Below are 15,500 nucleotides of genomic sequence, written 5' to 3'. Positions count from 1 at the left end.
GCCATGATCTCCCTGCTGGTTCGATTGCGTGACGATAGGCGTGGTGCCGCCGCGCTCATGGTCGCGTTGATGCTGCTTCCCCTGCTCCTGGCGATCGGGGGCGCGGTCGACTTCGGCATCGCCTACTACCTGAGGGCGCGACTGGGGCACGCCGTGGACTCGGCGGCCCTGGCCATCGGCTCCACCATCGACGACAACGTGGACATTACGGACCGGGCGACCGACTTCGTGCGCGCCAATTACCCGGATGACGCCATCGGGTGGGTGCACGACATCCAGGTCAACGAGGTGAAGGACACGATCACCGTCTCGGCCCAGGCGACCTTCGATACGTTCTTCCTGCGCCTGTTCCACTGGCCCCAGATCACAGTGGGTGCCGACGCGGTCGTGGTCCGCAACATCCGCGGCCTGGAGGTGGCGCTGGTCCTGGACGTCACCGGGTCGATGATGTATCACGGCAAGATGGGCAGCATGCGGACGGCTGCCGAGGACATGGTCAACATCCTGTTCGGCGACGAGACCGTTCATCCGTACCTGCGGGTGTCCATCGTGCCCTACGTGACGGCCGTGAACCCGGGGCCGGAGGCGTTCGGCGGATCGACCAGCCCGACACCGCCGAGCTGGTGGCCGGAGCCGACGCCGCCCGGGTACTGGCGCCCATGGTGGCCCTACGCGTACGTTCCGTTCGAGTACAAGCCCTATTCGACCGACGGTTTGGGCTGGAAGGGCTGCGTCGAGGAGCGCTTCGGCAGCGACCTGATGGGCGATGACAATCCGGGCGGGTTCATCCCCTATGCGTCACCGCCCGACGATAGTTACACTGACTATAACAATGATTACGAGTGGTACGACATGCCGAACACGGTTCGGTACAATCCCGTGGTCTGGGGCTATGGCTCCGACAAGACTTATGGGCCGAACCGGGGCTGTCCGTCGCCCATCGTGCCGCTGACCGACACCAAGGCGGATCTGGTGCCCTACATCCGCGACATGCAGTATTGGTACGGGGGTACCATGTCCGACGTCGGCATGGCCTGGGGCCGGCGTGTGCTGTCGCCCGAAGCGCCGTTCACCGAGGGCAAGCCCTGGAACACCGAGGACTGGGAAAAGGCCATCGTCATCATGACGGACGGCATGAACCAGTTCAACGGCGTGTATTCCGGCATCGGGGTGCGGTCGTCCAGCAACTCCCGCATCGGCACCAGCAGCACCTATTGGGCCAGGCGGGTTGTCGACCGGCGCTTCGCGGACGTCTGCGAGGACATCAAGGCGGACGGCATCCTGGTCTACACGGTGACCTTCGCCACGCCCTCGAATCCTCTCGACAGCGGCACCAAGGCCCTGTTCCGGGACTGCGCCACGGATCCCACCAAGTGGTTCGACAGCCCCTCGGCGGAGGACCTGAAGGCCAACTTCCGCGCCATCGCGATCGAATTGTCGAAACTGCGCATCAGCCGCTGATCGGACCGACCGCGGGGACCTGTCGTCGCGCCGGGTGGCGCGGGGCGGATCGCTCTCGGCGTATTCGTGGCGGTTCCTTTCGCGCATGGCCGGGTCTAGTCTGGTCGTTGATGCGGTCGGAGGCCTCGCGTAGGCGAGCTTTCCAATATTCGCACTCGAACTGTGGGGGTCGTCACACCGCTCGGCGATGCCGGGGTCTATGCTGGTCAGGCTCCGGATCCCGTCACGTCGAGTGGGAGAGCTGTCATGACTGGCGTGAGCATTGGTCGGTGTTTGGCGCAGTTGCGTCGCGATAGGCGCGGCGCCGCCGCCCTCCTGGTCGCGCTCATGATGGTTCCGCTGCTTCTGGCCCTGGGCGGTGCCATCGACTTCGGCATCGCCTACTACATCAAGAACCGGCTCGGCCATGCCGTGGATTCGGCGGCGCTCGCCGTCGGCTCGACTGTCGAAGACGCGGTCGACGTCACCGAGCGGGCCGGGGACTTCATCGCCGCGAATTACCCCGCTGGCGTGATGGGCTGGGTCCACGATGTTTCCGTCACCGTGACCAACGACATTGTGACCGTGGCGGCCAAGGCCAGCTTCGACACCCATTTCCTGAAGCTGTTCCAGTGGGATCGGATCACGGTCTCGGCCGATGCCGAGGTGATCCGGTCGATCAAGGGCCTGGAGTTGGCGATGGTGCTCGACAACACGGGCTCCATGCGTGGCGGCAACAACATCGGCGCGCTGCGGATCGCCGCCGAGGACATGGTGGACATTCTGTTCGGCCACGAGACCGAGCATCCGTACCTGTACATTTCCATCGTCCCCTATGCGGCGTCGGTCAATCCGGGGCCGGAGGCGCTGGGTGGGTCCACCAACCCGCCGGACCCGAGCTGGTGGCCGGAGCCCGGGGATCCCCACTACGTGCCGTTCGAGTGGACCGCCGACGGCACCGGGCAGGGCTGGAAGGGCTGCGTGATGGAGCGCACCGGGGCCGACCTGCTGGGCGACGACAGCGCCACCGGCTGGACCCCGTTCGTCTACGAGTCCGGTCCGGCGAACGATTATGACCCCGATGACATGCCCGGGACAGTGCGCTACAACCCAACCACCTATCAGAACAGCGGCACGGGGCCGAACCTGGGGTGCCCGTCGCCCATCATCCCGCTGACCAACAGGAAGGGGGATCTGGTCGACGTCATCCGGGGGCTGGATGCCTGGCACCGCGGCGGCACCATGGCGGACCTGGGTCTGGCCTGGGGCCGGCGGGCGCTGTCGCCCGAGGCCCCGTTCACCGAGGGCAAGGCCTGGGACGAGCCGCGCTGGGAAAAGGCCATCGTCATGATGACCGATGGCGAGAACCAGTTCTATCGACTGGACAAGGACAAATGGCCGCCCAATGAGCCGGACCCGTCGGTCAACTCAGACTACTCGGGTATCGGCTGGCTCTCGTCCTCCAATCCCCTGATCGGCACCAACAGCAAGAGCACGGCCAACGACATCATCGATGCCCGCATGGCGCTGGCCTGCGAGGACATCAAGGCGCAGGGCATCATCGTCTACACCGTGACGTTCTCGTCCAGCATCAACCAGGCGACCAAGGACCTGTACCGGGACTGCGCCTCGGATCCGGCCAAGTGGTTCGACAGCCCGTCCCAGGAAGACCTGAAGGCGTCGTTCCGCGCCATCGCCATCGAACTGTCCCGGCTGCGCGTCAGCCAGTAGGCCGGGGCCGGGACGGGGGGCCGCTACCACGGTCCCACCTTGGCGCTCACCAGGGCGTAAAGCCCCGCATAGGCCTCGGCGAGGGCCTCGCTGGCGTCGCGCAGCGCCGGATCCTCGCTCAGGCCGAGGGCGTCGATGCGGGCCAGCACGTCCTCGATCGCCATGGCCTCCATCTGCTCCACGAGTTGCTCGATCGGCTCCGGCGGCGGCGCCAGCGTGGGGCGCTGCTCGGCCAGGAACCGGATTCCCAGCTCCAGCCCCGCGCGGCGCACGATCTCGGCATCCAGCGTCTCGCCATCCGACAGCGTCAGCTTCAGGCGCGTCGCTTCGGCCTCCGGCGGATCGTTGGTCTCGATGCGCGCCCCGGTCGCGGAAATGTCCTTCACGAAGCACCGGATCGACGAGGTACCGTCGGCCAAGACCAGCCAGCCCCCCTTGAAGACGCGCCGTCGCTTGGCGCTGCGCCGGTGCGGCGCATGGTTGGGATCGACGGCTCCCGGCGCGTGTTTCTTCACGGCGTGCCCTCCCGCTCTGGCCGGTCCGGTTTCGTCCGGCGTCGTGCAGCCCGTCTCCGGCGTGGCCGCGCGGACCCGCGGCCGGGACGAGGGTGTCCTTCGCATACTTTCGCCCGCCGCAGCCGGTTCGATCCAGCGGAAAAGCAGCCGGGCGGTGTCGGCGGATCGGGCGGGGCCACGCATGCGGATCTCGGCGACGGCGATGGTTGATGGCCGACCGCGACGCCTGTACGGTCGGACAACAGCGGGTCCGGAAGACTCGCGCGCGCCGATGTCCTGGTCCTCCGGTCCTGTGTTCAGGAAACGGCAAGATGCGGGGCCGGTGTCGTCTTGTCGTGATGTGGCGAGTCCCTGGGGGAGGCCAGTGTTCCTCCCGCGCAGGTCCCGCAGGGCGGCACCGGTTCGCCGGTTCAGGACGCGGACCCGTGCCGAGGGCAGGCCCTGTTCTCCCCAGGGGAACGCGCGGTAGGATGCCGAGCGGGACGGGGTCCCGCCCGCCCGTGCCGGTGACACCTCCGGCGCCGGCTCCGCCACGGGGAACGACGCCCACCATGTCCAGGAGGGAAAACGGAATGGGCACAGACGGAGCCGGACCGGATCGGGTGGCCACGGCCCCGCCGCGCGCGAGCCGGATCCTCGATCGGCCCTCGCGACCGGAGTCCGGGGAAGAGGCCTCGCTCGGCGGCAACATCCTGCTGGGCAATCTGCCGCCGCCGGTGCTCAAGCAGGTGGAGGACGCCTGCCGCTGGCGTCAGCTTGCCACAGACGACGTGGTGTTCGATCAGGACGACCCGAGTCGCGACGTCTACTTCATCGTGCGCGGCAAGCTGCGCATCCTGGTGTTCCGGGGTCCCCAGGATCCGGAGGCCGAGGCGGAGTCGGGCGGTCAGCCGTCGAACGGCACCGGCCCGGGCGGCAGCACCGGGACCGGGTCCGCCACCTCCGACGTGGACGCCGAGACCGAAAGCATCAAGGCCGGCAATCTGGCGTTCGAGGCGCTCGTGGACGAGGGCGTACCGATGACGCTCACCGAGCTGGGGGCCGGCGACACCTTCGGTGAGCTGTCGGCCATCGACGGCCGCATGCGGTCGGCCCGCGCCGTCGCCCTGGAACCGAGCCTGGTCGCCATCCTGGACGGCGAGGCGTTCGTGGCCTTGGTGCGCGACCACGGGGATCTGGCCCTCGCGCTGCTCCGGCGCGTGGCCGGCTATCTGCGTGCCTCCAACCGCCGCATGTACAACCTCTCGACCCTGACCGCGAAGCAGCGCGTCTATGCCCAGCTCGCGCGGCTGGCCGAGGTCAACGCGCGCCGGCCGGCGGAATGGATCATCGAGCCGCTGCCCTCTCATGCCGACATCGCCTTCTGGGCCGGCACCAAGCGGGAGACGGTGGCGGCCGCCATCGGGTGGTTGGCGCGCGAGGGCGTGGTGGTCCGTCAGCATCGCGCCCTTCTGATCCGCGACCCCAACCGGCTGAAGGCGTTGGCCCATGTGTGAGGTCGGCGCGACCCGGGCGGCGCGGCGCCACAGCCGGGCCCGTGCTCCGGCCGCGGCCGGGGTGGTGATCGTGGCCGCCGCCCTGGCGTTGGGCGGCTGCGCCTCCCGTGACGCGACGGCGGAGCGGGGCGCGGCGGCTCCGGCGGCGGCCGGCCCACAGGATCCGGTGTTGTTGGACACTCTCGAGCGGATGGCCCGCACCAGCGAGTCCCGGCACCGCTACGGTCAGGCGGCCGAGCAGTACGGCCGTCTCGTCAAGGCGGCGCCCGACACCGAGAGCTATGTTCTCGGCCTTGCCCGGAATCTGAGATACTCCGGGCAGCCGCAGGAGGCCGTCCGCACGTTGCGCCGCGCGATCGCCGAGGACCGCCTCGCCGAGACCCTGGCCGTGCGCCTGGAACTGGCCCGCGCCCTGCTGGCCGCGGGGGCGATCCAGGATGCGCGCAGCCAGATGGTCACGCTGGAGACCGAGGTGCCGAACGATCCCCGCGTCCAGGCCCTGCTGGGCATCCTGGCCGATCGCGACGGGCGCCACCGAGAGGCTCAGGCCGCCTATCGCGCGGCCATGGCGGGCGATCCCGAGGACCTGCGCAGCGCCAACAACCTGGCGCTGTCGCTGGCCCTGACGGGCGATCTTGGGGAGGCGATCACGCTGCAACGCAAGACCGCCGAGCACACGGACGCCACCGTGCAGATGCGCCAGAACCTGGCCTTGCTCTATGCTCTCGCCGGCCGCATGGACCTGGCGGAACAGGTCACCCGGTCCCTGCTGCCGAAGGCGCAGGCCGACCGCGTGGTGGCCGACCTGGGCCGGCTCGCGGGGCGGCCCGACGCCGCCGCGATCGAGGGGGCCGTGGCCCGCCCCTGACCCGACCTGACGCGCCCGGACGCGCGTCGTTCAGAGCCGCGCCGCGTCGAGCACCGCGCGCAACAGCACGGTGGCGCCGGCCTCCAGCCATTCGGGCCGGGCGTCCTCGGCTTCATTGTGGCTGAGTCCATCGACGCAGGGGACGAAGATCATCGCGGTGGGCGCGAAGGTGGCCAGGTGGCAGGCGTCGTGGCCGGCTCCCGACACCATGTCGCGCGCCCGGTAGCCCGCGCCGGCGGCCGCGCGGCGCACCGAGTCCACCAGGGCCGGATCGAATGTGACCGCCGCATCGGCGGACAGCGGCGTCATCGCGCCCTTGAGGCCGATCCCGGCACAGATCCCCTTCAGGCCGTCGCGCAGGGCGCGCTCGATGGCGTCGATCTCGGCGTCGTCGGGGTGGCGCACGTCGAGGGTCAGGAACACCCGGCCCGGCACGACGTTACGGGTGCCGGGGTGAACCGCGACCACGCCCACGGTGATGCGGCCGTCCGGACCGTGGGCGCGGGCCGTGCGTTCCGCCAGGTCAATCAGCCGGGCCGCGCCCAGCAGGGCGTCGCGGCGCCGCTCCATCGGGGTGGTGCCGGCGTGGCTTTCGACGCCGGTCAGCGTGACGTCGTACCAGCGTTGCGCCTGGGCACCGGTGACGGCGCCGATGACGAGTCCCTCCGCCTCCAGGATCGGTCCCTGTTCGATGTGGGCTTCGAAGACGGCATGCAGGGGCCGGCCGCCCACCGGGGCGTCGCCGGCATATCCCGTCTGTCGCAGGGCCTCGGCCACGCTGACGCCGTCCGCGTCGGTGCGGGCCAGGGCCCAGTCCGCCTCGTGGACCCCGGCGAACACCCCGGAGCCCAACATGGAGGGGGCGAAGCGGGCGCCCTCCTCGTTGGTCCACACCGCCACCTCAAGTGGGCGGTCGGTGGTCAGGTCGAGGTCGTTGAGGGTGCGGATCACCTCCAGGCCGGCGAGCACGCCGAAGACGCCGTCGAAGCGGCCGCCGGTGGGCTGGGTGTCGAGGTGGCTGCCGATCAGCACCGGCGGACGATGGTTCTCGCGCCCCGGGCGGCGGGCGAAGATGTTGCCGAGACCGTCGACGGTTACGGAGCACCCGGCCGCACGGCACCACCCCACGAACAGGTCGCGGCCCTGGCGGTCCTCGTCGGAGAGGGCCAGGCGGCAACTGCCGCCGCGGGCGGTGGCGCCGATGCGGGCCATGTCGGTCAGGCTGGCCCACAGCCGGGCCCCGTCGACGCGCAGATCAGGGTTGGTCCGATCGGGGCGGTCCAGGGGGGCGGCGGGGACGGAATCGGTCATGGCTGCCTGCGCGGGACGGTGGGTTGAACAGCGGCAGCCTATCCCAGAAAGGCGGGTTGATGCACGCGAAAGGCCCCGGCGGCGGTGCCGCCGGGGCCCTTCGGTTCATCGGGATGGCGGGGGCGGCCCGCCGTCAGCGGTCGACCTCGGCGCCCTGACCCTTCAACAGCACGGACTGTGCCGCGGCCAGGCGGGCGATGGGCACGCGATAGGGCGAGCAGGAGACGTAGTCGAGATTGACGGTCTCGCAGAAGTGGATGGAGTTGGGATCGCCGCCGTGCTCGCCGCAGATGCCGAGCTTGATGTCGGGGCGGGTGGCCCGGCCGCGCTCGCAGGCCATCCGCACCAGTTCGCCGACGCCGTCCACGTCGATGCTCTGGAACGGATCGCGCGGGTAGATGCCCTTCTGTGCGTACACCTCAAGGAACGGCCCCGAGTCGTCGCGCGACATGCCCAGCGTGGTCTGGGTCAGGTCGTTGGTACCGAAGCTGAAGAACTCGGCCTGCTCGGCGATGACGCCGGCCTGCACACAGGCGCGCGGCAGTTCGATCATGGTGCCGGCGTGATAGCCGATCTCGCGGCCCTTGGCGGCGAAGGTCTCCTGCGCCACCCGGTCGACCAGGGCGCGCATGGGCTCCAGTTCCTTCACCGAGCCCACCAGCGGAATCATGACCTCGGGGAACACGGTGTCGCCGGCGGTCTCCGAGACCTCCAGGGCCGCCTCGAAGATGGCACGGGCCTGCATCTCGTAGACCTCGGGGTAGGTGATGCCCAGACGGCAGCCACGATGCCCCAGCATCGGGTTGCTCTCCTTGAGCATGCTCACCCGGTTGCGGACCTTGTCCACGTCGACGCCGGCCGCCTCGGCCACGGCGGCGATCTCGCCGTCCGAATGCGGCAGGAACTCGTGCAGCGGCGGATCCAGCAGGCGCACCGTCACCGGCAACCCGCGCATGATCTTGAACACCTCGACGAAGTCCTGACGCTGGTAGGGCAGCAGGTACTCCAGCGCGGCGCGCCGCCCGCTCTCGTCCTCGGCCAGGATCATCTGGCGGATGTGGATGATGCGCTGCGGGTCGAAGAACATGTGCTCGGTGCGGCACAGGCCGACGCCCTCGGCGCCGAACTTGCGGGCGGTGGCACAGTCCTCGGCCGTCTCGGCGTTGGCGCGCACCTTCATGCGCCGCACCTTGTCGGCCCATTCCATCAGGTCGGCGAAGTCGCCCGACAGCTCCGGTTGCAGGGTGGGCACCTCGCCCAGGAACACCTCGCCCTTGGCACCGTCCAGGGTGATGACCTCGCCTTCCTTCACCACCGTGTCGCCGACCGTCATGGTCTTGGAGCGGTAGTCCACCCGGATGTCGCCGGCGCCGGCGACACAGGGCACGCCCATGCCGCGGGCCACCACGGCGGCGTGACTGGTCATGCCGCCGCGCGTGGTCAGGATGCCCTGGGAGACGTGCATGCCCCCGATGTCCTCGGGCGACGTCTCGACGCGCACCAGCACCACCTTGTGGCCCTTCTGTGCCCACGCCTCGGCGTCGTCGGCGGTGAACACCACCTGGCCGGAGGCGGCGCCGGGCGAGGCCGGCAGGCCGTGCGCCAGCAGGTGGCGCGGCGCATCGGGGTCCAGCATCGGATGCAGGAGCTGGTCCAGGTGCTCCGGGGCCACGCGCAGGATCGCGGTTTCCTTGTCGATCAGCCCTTCATTGCACATGTCGACGGCGATCTTGAGCGCGGCGGCGGCGGTGCGCTTGCCGTTGCGGGTCTGGAGCATCCAGAGCTTGTCTCTCTGGATGGTGAACTCCATGTCCTGCATATCCTTGTAGTGCTGCTCAAGCCGGTTCCGGATCTCGACCAGCTCTTTGTAGATGACCGGCATGGTCTCTTCCATGGCCGGCAGGTCGGACTTGTTCTTCTCCTTGCCGGCGATGGAGATGTTCTGCGGCGTACGGATGCCGGCCACCACGTCCTCGCCCTGGGCATTGACCAGGTACTCGCCGTAGAAGGCGTTTTCGCCCGTGGACGGGTCGCGGGAGAAGCACACGCCGGTGGCCGAACTGGTGCCCATGTTGCCGAAGACCATGGCCTGCACGTTCACCGCCGTGCCCCAGTGCCCGGGGATGTGATGCAGGCGCCGGTAGGTCTTGGCGCGCTGGTTCATCCAACTTCCGAACACCGCGCCGATGGAGCCCCACATCTGCTCCACCGGATCCTCGGGGAAGGGCGAGCCGAGCTGCTCCAGGACCTTTGCCTTGTAGGCGCCGACCAGGTGCTTCCAGTCGTCGGCGGTCAGGTCGGTGTCGAGGGTGTAGCCCTTGTCTTCCTTGAGGGCTTCCAGCAGCTCCTCGAAGTGGTAGTGGTCGACGCCGAGCACCACGTCGGAATACATGGTCACGAAACGGCGATAGCTGTCGTAGGCGAAGCGGGCGTCGCCGGAGAGCTTGACCAGACCGTGCACGGTCGTGTCGTTCAGGCCCAGGTTGAGGACCGTGTCCATCATGCCCGGCATCGACGTGCGGGCGCCCGAGCGCACCGACACCAGCAGCGGGTTTTCCGGATCGCCGAACTTGGCGCCCATGATGCGTTCAATATTGCCCAGGGCGTCGGCAACCTGCTGCCTGAGATCGTCTGGGTACGTCTCACCGTTCTCGTAGTAGTAAGTGCAGACCTCGGTGGTGATGGTGAAGCCTGCGGGCACGGGAATGCCCAGCGAACTCATCTCGGCCAGGTTGGCACCCTTGCCACCCAGCAGGTTTTTCATATCGGCGCGACCCTCGGCCTGGCCGTCCCCGAAGAAGTAAACCCACTTCGACATGTTCCCTCACCCTTCGATCTTGGAGAAGTCGGCCACGGTGGCCATGGCCAGCTCGATGCGCGACAGCAGTCGCAGGCGGTTGCGTCGTAGAGACGGATCGTCGGCGTTCACGGTCACGGTTTCAAAGAATGCGTCAACGGGGGCACGCAGGGCGGCGAGCGCCGCCATGGCCGCCTCGAACCGCTCGGCCTGGACGGCCTGGGCGGTCGCGGCGGTCGCCTCGGACAAGGCCGTATGAAGGCTCGTCTCCTCCTCGCTCCGCAACAGATCCGGGGCGACCTGCTGCGTGTGATAGCGGACCTTGTCCTTACGTTCCTCGATGCGGACGATGTTGGCAGCGCGCCGGTAGGCGGTCAGGAGGTTGGCTCCGTCGTCACTTTCCACGAATTTCGCCAGAGCGTCCACCCGTGCGAGCAGACGGACCAGATCGTCTTCCCCACCTAGCGCGAACACGGCCGAGACAAGATCATGGCGCACGCCGCGGTCGCGGAGGTGGACCTTGAGCCGGTCTGCGAAAAAGCCCAGGAGGTCGCCGAGCACGGCATCCGTACCATCAGCCGTACCCTCAGCAGCACCCTCGGCGCCGGCCGGCGCCGCCGCCGCACCGGGCGCCGCCACCAACCGTTGGGTTACATAGGCGGTGCGGGCCGCCTCGAAAACCCTCGCCAGGGGCAGGCGCAGACCGTTTTCGACCACCAGACGGATGACCCCCAACGCCGCGCGGCGCAAGGCGAACGGGTCGCGGGAGCCGGTCGGTTTCTCGTCGATCATCCAGAAACCGACCAGCGTGTCAATCTTGTCCGCCAGCGCAACGACCACCGAAGCGGGGACGGTCGGACAACGGTCCGACGGACCGAGCGGGGCATAATGCTCGGCCACCGCCTCGGCGACGGCCTCAGGCTCGCCGTCGTGGCGCGCGTAGTAGCGGCCCATCACCCCCTGCAACTCGGGGAACTCGCCGACCATGCCGCTGGTCAGGTCGGCCTTGCATAGCAAGGCGGCGCGGTCGCAGGCGGCCGCATCGGCCCCGGGGACGAAGGCGGCGAGGTGGCCCGCCAGGTGACGCATGCGCTCCGTCTTGTCGTGATCGGTGCCGAGCCGCGCATGGAACACGCGCTCGCGCAGCCGGGCCACGCGGTCCGCCAGCGGCGTCTTGCGGTCCTGATCCCAGAAGAAGCGCGCGTCGGACAGGCGGGCCCGCAGAACGCGCTCGTTCCCGGCCACGATTCGGGCGCCGCCGTCGTCGCTCGCGATGTTGGCGACGACACAGAACCGCGGCGCCAGCCGGCCGTCCGGGCGCTCCAGGCTGAAGTACTTCTGGTGGCCGCGCATGGCCGTGGTCAGGACCTCGGGCGGGACGTCCATGAAGGGCTGATCGATGCGTCCGATCAGCACCTCCGGCCATTCCACCAGCCCGGCCACCTCGTCGAGAAGGCCCGGGTCCGGCCGCAGCCGAAGCCCCTCGGCCGCCGCCAGCGCCTGGGCGCCCTCGTGGATGCGGTGGGCGCGCTCGGCGGCATCCAGGATCACGAAGCGCTCGCGGAGGCTGTCGCGGTAGTCCGCGAACCCGGTCACGTCGATGGCCTCGGGGCCCAGGAAGCGGTGACCGCGGGTGACGGCGCCGTATGGCAGAACGGCTGCGCCCGCCGGCGCCGCCTCGGGATCCGGGACGAAGCCGACCGGCACCGCCGGGCCTTGGCCGTCCGGCTGGGTGCCCGGCGTGGCACCGAGCCCGACGCCGCCGCGCAGCGGCCGGCCGTCGAAGACGGCGACGATCCCATGCAGCGGCCGCACCCAGGTCAGGGCCTGGGCGGCCCAGCGCATGGACTTGGGCCAGGGCAGGGCGACGATGGCGTCGTAAAGCAGGCGCGGCAGCACCTCGGCGGTGGGCCGGCCCTTGTGCTCAATGACGGCGAACAGCACCGGCCCCTTGGGGGTGTCGCGCGTCTCGACCTGATCACGAGTCAGGCCGACCGAACCCAGGAACCCCTGGATCGCCTTTTCGGGGGCGTCGGCTTTCGGGCCCTTGCGTTCCTCGCGGGTGTCCGGCTGCGACAGCGGCAGCCCGTCCACCACCAGCGCGAGGCGGCGCGGCGTTGCGTACGCCTGCACCGCCTGATGATCCAGCCCGGCCTTCGTCAGGCCGTCGGTGACCAGGCGGGACAGATCGTCGGCGGCGCGCTTCTGCATGCGGGCCGGGATTTCCTCTGACAGCAGTTCGACCAGAAGTTCCGCCATGGCTCAGCCCTCCGCCCGGTTGGTGGTGGGGCCGGCGGAGCCATGGCCGCGGCTGGCCAGCCAGCCGGCGGCGCAGCCCTTGGCGAGGGCGCGGACGCGGCCGATATAGGCGGCGCGTTCGGTCACCGAGATGACGCCGCGGGCGTCCAGAAGGTTGAACCGGTGCGAGGCCTTCAGACACTGGTCATAGGCGGGCAGGGCCAGACCGGCGTCCAGCAGGCGGCCGCATTCCGCTTCGGCGTCGGCGAAGTGGCGGAACAGGGCCTCGGTATCGGCATACTCGAAGTTGTGGGCCGAGAACTCGCGTTCGGCCTGCAGGAACACGTCCCCGTAAGAGACGCCGGCACCGTTGTAATCCAGGTCGTAAACGTTCTCGACGTTCTGCACGTACATCGCCAGACGTTCCAGACCGTAGGTCAACTCGAACGACACCGGGTCACAGTCGAAGCCGCCCACCTGCTGGAAGTAGGTGAACTGGGTCACCTCCATGCCGTCGCACCACACTTCCCAGCCCAGACCCCAGGCCCCCAGGGTCGGGCTCTCCCAGTCGTCCTCGACGAAGCGGATGTCGTGGCGCAAGGGGTCGATGCCGAGGGCGCGCAGACTGTCCAAGTACAGGTCCTGGGCGTTGGCGGGCGACGGCTTCATGATAACCTGAAACTGATAGTAGTGCTGAAGCCGGTTCGGGTTCTCGCCATAGCGACCGTCCGTGGGACGACGCGACGGCTGGACATAGGCCGCGTTCCAGGGTTCCGGGCCAAGGGCGCGCAGCGTCGTGGCGGGGTGGAAGGTCCCGGCGCCGACCTCCATGTCGTACGGCTGCAGGAGGACGCAGCCCTGCTCCGCCCAGAACGATTGCAGGCGCAGGATCAGGGATTGGAAGCTGGGCGGCCGGACGGACGCGGCTTGGGTCATGGGGCTCTCGCTGGAACGGATGGGGGACAGGGAGGGGCGCCGGCAAGCTAGCCCTGCCCCGGGGGACGGTCAAGGCGGGGACCCGACCCGACTCCGGCGCGGGTCAGGCGGTGCCGCTGTCGCCGCGCGGGTCGGCAAGCCGCAGCGTGAACCAGAAGGTGGCACCCTGCCGGGGCTCGGAGTCGACCCAGATGTCGCCGCCGTGCCGGGCGACAATCCGCCGGCAGATCGCCAGGCCCATGCCGGTTCCGGTTTCGTCGTCGATCTGACGCAGCCTCTGGAACACGCCGAAGATACGGTCGTGGTGCTTCGGGTCGATCCCGATCCCGGTATCCCCGATGCCGACCTCGGCGTGCCCTCCCCCGTGCCGCCAGACGACGGTGATGTGGCAGGGTCGGTCCGGATGGCGGTAGCGGATGGCATTGGCGATCAGGTTCTGCACCAGGCTGACCAACTGCTCGCGGTCGCCGAGCACCCGGGGCAGCGGCGCCGGGACGCTGAGGGTGGCGCCGGCTTCGGTCAGGGCGGCCCGTAGCGTGTCCTGTACCGTGGCCACCACCGCGTCGAGCGCGACCGGCTCGGCCGCGCGGGCGCGGGTGTCGAGGCGGGCATAGGTGAGCAGCCCCTGGATCATCGCCCGCATGCGGGCGCCCCCGCCGACCGCGTAGCGGATGAACTCGCGTTCGTCCGTGTCCAGGCGTCCGTCCAGCCGCCGCTCCAGGAGGCCCAGATAGCTGGTGACCAGCCGCAGTGGTTCCTGCAGGTCGTGGGAGACGGCGGTGGTGAAGTCCCGCAGGGCGGTGTTGCGCTGTTCCAGTTCCGCCGCGTAGCGCTGGCGGTCGGTGACGTCGAAGAGGCTCAGGTGGAAGTGGGTGCGCGGGGTGCCGCCGGGACCCGGCACATCCACCAATCCGACGTGGGCGGCCACCAGGCGGCGCGTGCCGTCCGCCAGGATGTGGGTCATCTCGACCGGGCCGCCCCCGCATTCCGCCGTGCGGTGGAGGGTGGTGAGCGGGCAGGCGGGGTCGTGGCACATGGGCTCGACCAGATCGCGCAGCGAATGGCCGTTCAGGGCGGCGGGCGGGTGGCCGTGGAACCGGGCCGCGCTGGCGTTGGCGTTCACGATCACGCCGGTCTCGGGGTCGACCAGCAGCTTGGCGACCGGATCGGCGTCGAAGAGCTGGCGGAACAGGTGCTCACTCTGACGCAGGGCGCTTTCCGCGCGCTTGCGCTGCGAGATGTCCCGCATGACGCCGAAGTAGCCCACCAGCGCGCCGGTGCCGTCCCGGTGTGGGTACACGTGCAGTTCGACCCACAGGGTCTCGCCGGCGTGATTGAGCAGTTCCGCCTCGTAGCGGGCGACGGTGGTTGTGATGCCGGCCCGTTCCTGGCCGAGCCGATGCTCGCGCGCGGCCCGCAGCATGGCGGCGTGCTCGGGCATGAAGAACTCGCCGGCCGACCGGCCCAAGAGGTCCCCCCGACACAGCCAGGTCAGGAGGCGGACACCGCCGCCGACATAGGTGATGGTCAGGTCGAGGTCGAGGTGCCAGATGACGTCGCTGGTGTTCTCGGCGATCTCGCGGAACTTCTCCTCGCTGGCCCGCAATGCCAGTTCGGCGGCCTTGCGGTCGGCGATGTCGATCAGACAGACGACAACGACCGCCGCCCCCTGCCACTCGACGCGGTGGAACGAGGCCAGACAGGGCACCGGCGTGCCGTCGACCCGCAGGGCCGCGAACTCGATGTCGCGCACCAGTCCATCGGCGCGGACGCGGGCCATCAACTCCCGGCGGCGGTTCGGTTCGGCATAGAAGGGCGCCGCCCAGGCCACGTTCGTCAGGTCGGTGCCGGTGATCCCGAGCAGCTCCGCCATCTGTGGGTTGAAGGCCAGAACGGTGCCGTCATGCAGGGCCGTGACCGCGCACGGCAGCGGAACCGCGTCCACCAGGGCCCGGAGGAGTACCGTGTCTCCATGCAGTCTCGTGGTGACCATCGTCCCGTGTAGCCCTGCGTCCGGCCTCACGAAGGATTAGAGGAAACGCTGGCGTAGATCAACCACTGCACGGAGTGTCCCAGGGCTCCGAATCCAGGTTACGGGATTTTCATGTTCAGGATTTGGGCGAGGTAGTTTGTGTCCCATGCGGCGCGTTTGCGTCTGGTCTTGAGGG

At 69.3% G+C, this 15,500-nt stretch carries 10 protein-coding genes; 4 read left to right on the top strand and 6 right to left on the bottom strand.

Annotated features, from left to right (window positions below; genetic code table 11):
* Nucleotides 1–3 precede the first annotated feature (3 nt).
* Together GGD88_RS13955 and GGD88_RS13950 are read left to right on the top strand one after the other, a co-directional pair.
* Nucleotides 4–1,461, top strand: coding sequence for a TadE/TadG family type IV pilus assembly protein (locus GGD88_RS13955; RefSeq protein WP_184436478.1), 1,458 nt, complete (start codon nt 4–6; stop codon nt 1,459–1,461).
* 246 nt (nt 1,462–1,707) lie between these two features.
* Nucleotides 1,708–3,171, top strand: coding sequence for a TadE/TadG family type IV pilus assembly protein (locus GGD88_RS13950; protein ID WP_184436476.1), 1,464 nt, complete (start codon nt 1,708–1,710; stop codon nt 3,169–3,171).
* 23 nt (nt 3,172–3,194) lie between these two features.
* Here the strand turns inward: GGD88_RS13950 and GGD88_RS13945 are convergent, their stop codons facing one another.
* The gene (locus GGD88_RS13945; protein WP_184436474.1) at nt 3,195–3,686 is read right to left on the bottom strand and encodes a PilZ domain-containing protein; all 492 of its coding nucleotides are present in this window, start codon (nt 3,684–3,686) and stop codon (nt 3,195–3,197) included.
* A gap of 572 nt (nt 3,687–4,258) precedes the next feature.
* Between GGD88_RS13945 and GGD88_RS13940 the strand changes: the two genes are divergently transcribed.
* Together GGD88_RS13940 and GGD88_RS13935 are read left to right on the top strand one after the other, a co-directional pair.
* On the top strand, nt 4,259–5,182 hold the full coding sequence (locus GGD88_RS13940) for a Crp/Fnr family transcriptional regulator (RefSeq protein WP_184436472.1): 924 nt from the start codon (nt 4,259–4,261) through the stop codon (nt 5,180–5,182).
* The gene (locus tag GGD88_RS13935) at nt 5,175–6,050 is read left to right on the top strand and encodes a tetratricopeptide repeat protein (protein WP_184436470.1); all 876 of its coding nucleotides are present in this window, start codon (nt 5,175–5,177) and stop codon (nt 6,048–6,050) included. Before GGD88_RS13940 ends, GGD88_RS13935 begins: the two co-directional genes overlap by 8 nt.
* A gap of 30 nt (nt 6,051–6,080) precedes the next feature.
* On the opposite strand, the gene GGD88_RS13930 is transcribed toward GGD88_RS13935, so the two are convergent.
* The 5 genes from GGD88_RS13930 to GGD88_RS13910 form a co-directional block, all read right to left on the bottom strand.
* Nucleotides 6,081–7,361, bottom strand: coding sequence for a Zn-dependent hydrolase (locus tag GGD88_RS13930; RefSeq protein ID WP_184436468.1), 1,281 nt, complete (start codon nt 7,359–7,361; stop codon nt 6,081–6,083).
* A gap of 133 nt (nt 7,362–7,494) precedes the next feature.
* The gene (ppdK, locus tag GGD88_RS13925) at nt 7,495–10,179 is read right to left on the bottom strand and encodes a pyruvate, phosphate dikinase (RefSeq protein ID WP_184436466.1); all 2,685 of its coding nucleotides are present in this window, start codon (nt 10,177–10,179) and stop codon (nt 7,495–7,497) included.
* A gap of 6 nt (nt 10,180–10,185) precedes the next feature.
* Entirely contained in the window at nt 10,186–12,417 is a 2,232-nt protein-coding gene (gene glyS / locus GGD88_RS13920; protein ID WP_184436463.1) for a glycine--tRNA ligase subunit beta, read from the bottom strand.
* 3 nt (nt 12,418–12,420) lie between these two features.
* The gene (locus GGD88_RS13915; protein ID WP_184436461.1) at nt 12,421–13,332 is read right to left on the bottom strand and encodes a glycine--tRNA ligase subunit alpha; all 912 of its coding nucleotides are present in this window, start codon (nt 13,330–13,332) and stop codon (nt 12,421–12,423) included.
* 103 nt (nt 13,333–13,435) lie between these two features.
* Nucleotides 13,436–15,325: a PAS domain S-box protein gene (locus tag GGD88_RS13910; RefSeq protein ID WP_184436459.1), complete on the bottom strand. Its 1,890-nt coding sequence runs from the start codon at nt 15,323–15,325 to the stop codon at nt 13,436–13,438.
* Between the last annotated feature and the right edge of the window lie 175 nt (nt 15,326–15,500).

The organism is Roseospira goensis (genome assembly GCF_014197795.1).
Classification (GTDB): Bacteria; Pseudomonadota; Alphaproteobacteria; order Rhodospirillales; family Rhodospirillaceae; genus Rhodospira; species Rhodospira goensis.
The sequence above is the reverse complement of the archived record's forward strand: the minus strand, read 5'-3'. Positions and strand labels throughout refer to the sequence as shown.

Bases quoted from the DNA above. Each gene is read 5' to 3' on its own strand.
- ppdK (WP_184436466.1), bottom strand. From the start codon at position 10,179: ATGTCGAAGTGGGTTTACTTCTTCGGGGACGGCCAGGCCGAGGGTCGC.
- GGD88_RS13915 (WP_184436461.1), bottom strand. From the start codon at position 13,332: ATGACCCAAGCCGCGTCCGTCCGGCCGCCCAGCTTCCAATCCCTGATC.
- GGD88_RS13940 (WP_184436472.1), top strand. From the start codon at position 4,259: ATGGGCACAGACGGAGCCGGACCGGATCGGGTGGCCACGGCCCCGCCG.
- GGD88_RS13950 (WP_184436476.1), top strand. From the start codon at position 1,708: ATGACTGGCGTGAGCATTGGTCGGTGTTTGGCGCAGTTGCGTCGCGAT.
- GGD88_RS13955 (WP_184436478.1), top strand. From the start codon at position 4: ATGATCTCCCTGCTGGTTCGATTGCGTGACGATAGGCGTGGTGCCGCC.
- GGD88_RS13930 (WP_184436468.1), bottom strand. From the start codon at position 7,361: ATGACCGATTCCGTCCCCGCCGCCCCCCTGGACCGCCCCGATCGGACC.
- GGD88_RS13935 (WP_184436470.1), top strand. From the start codon at position 5,175: ATGTGTGAGGTCGGCGCGACCCGGGCGGCGCGGCGCCACAGCCGGGCC.
- glyS (WP_184436463.1), bottom strand. From the start codon at position 12,417: ATGGCGGAACTTCTGGTCGAACTGCTGTCAGAGGAAATCCCGGCCCGC.
- GGD88_RS13910 (WP_184436459.1), bottom strand. From the start codon at position 15,325: ATGGTCACCACGAGACTGCATGGAGACACGGTACTCCTCCGGGCCCTG.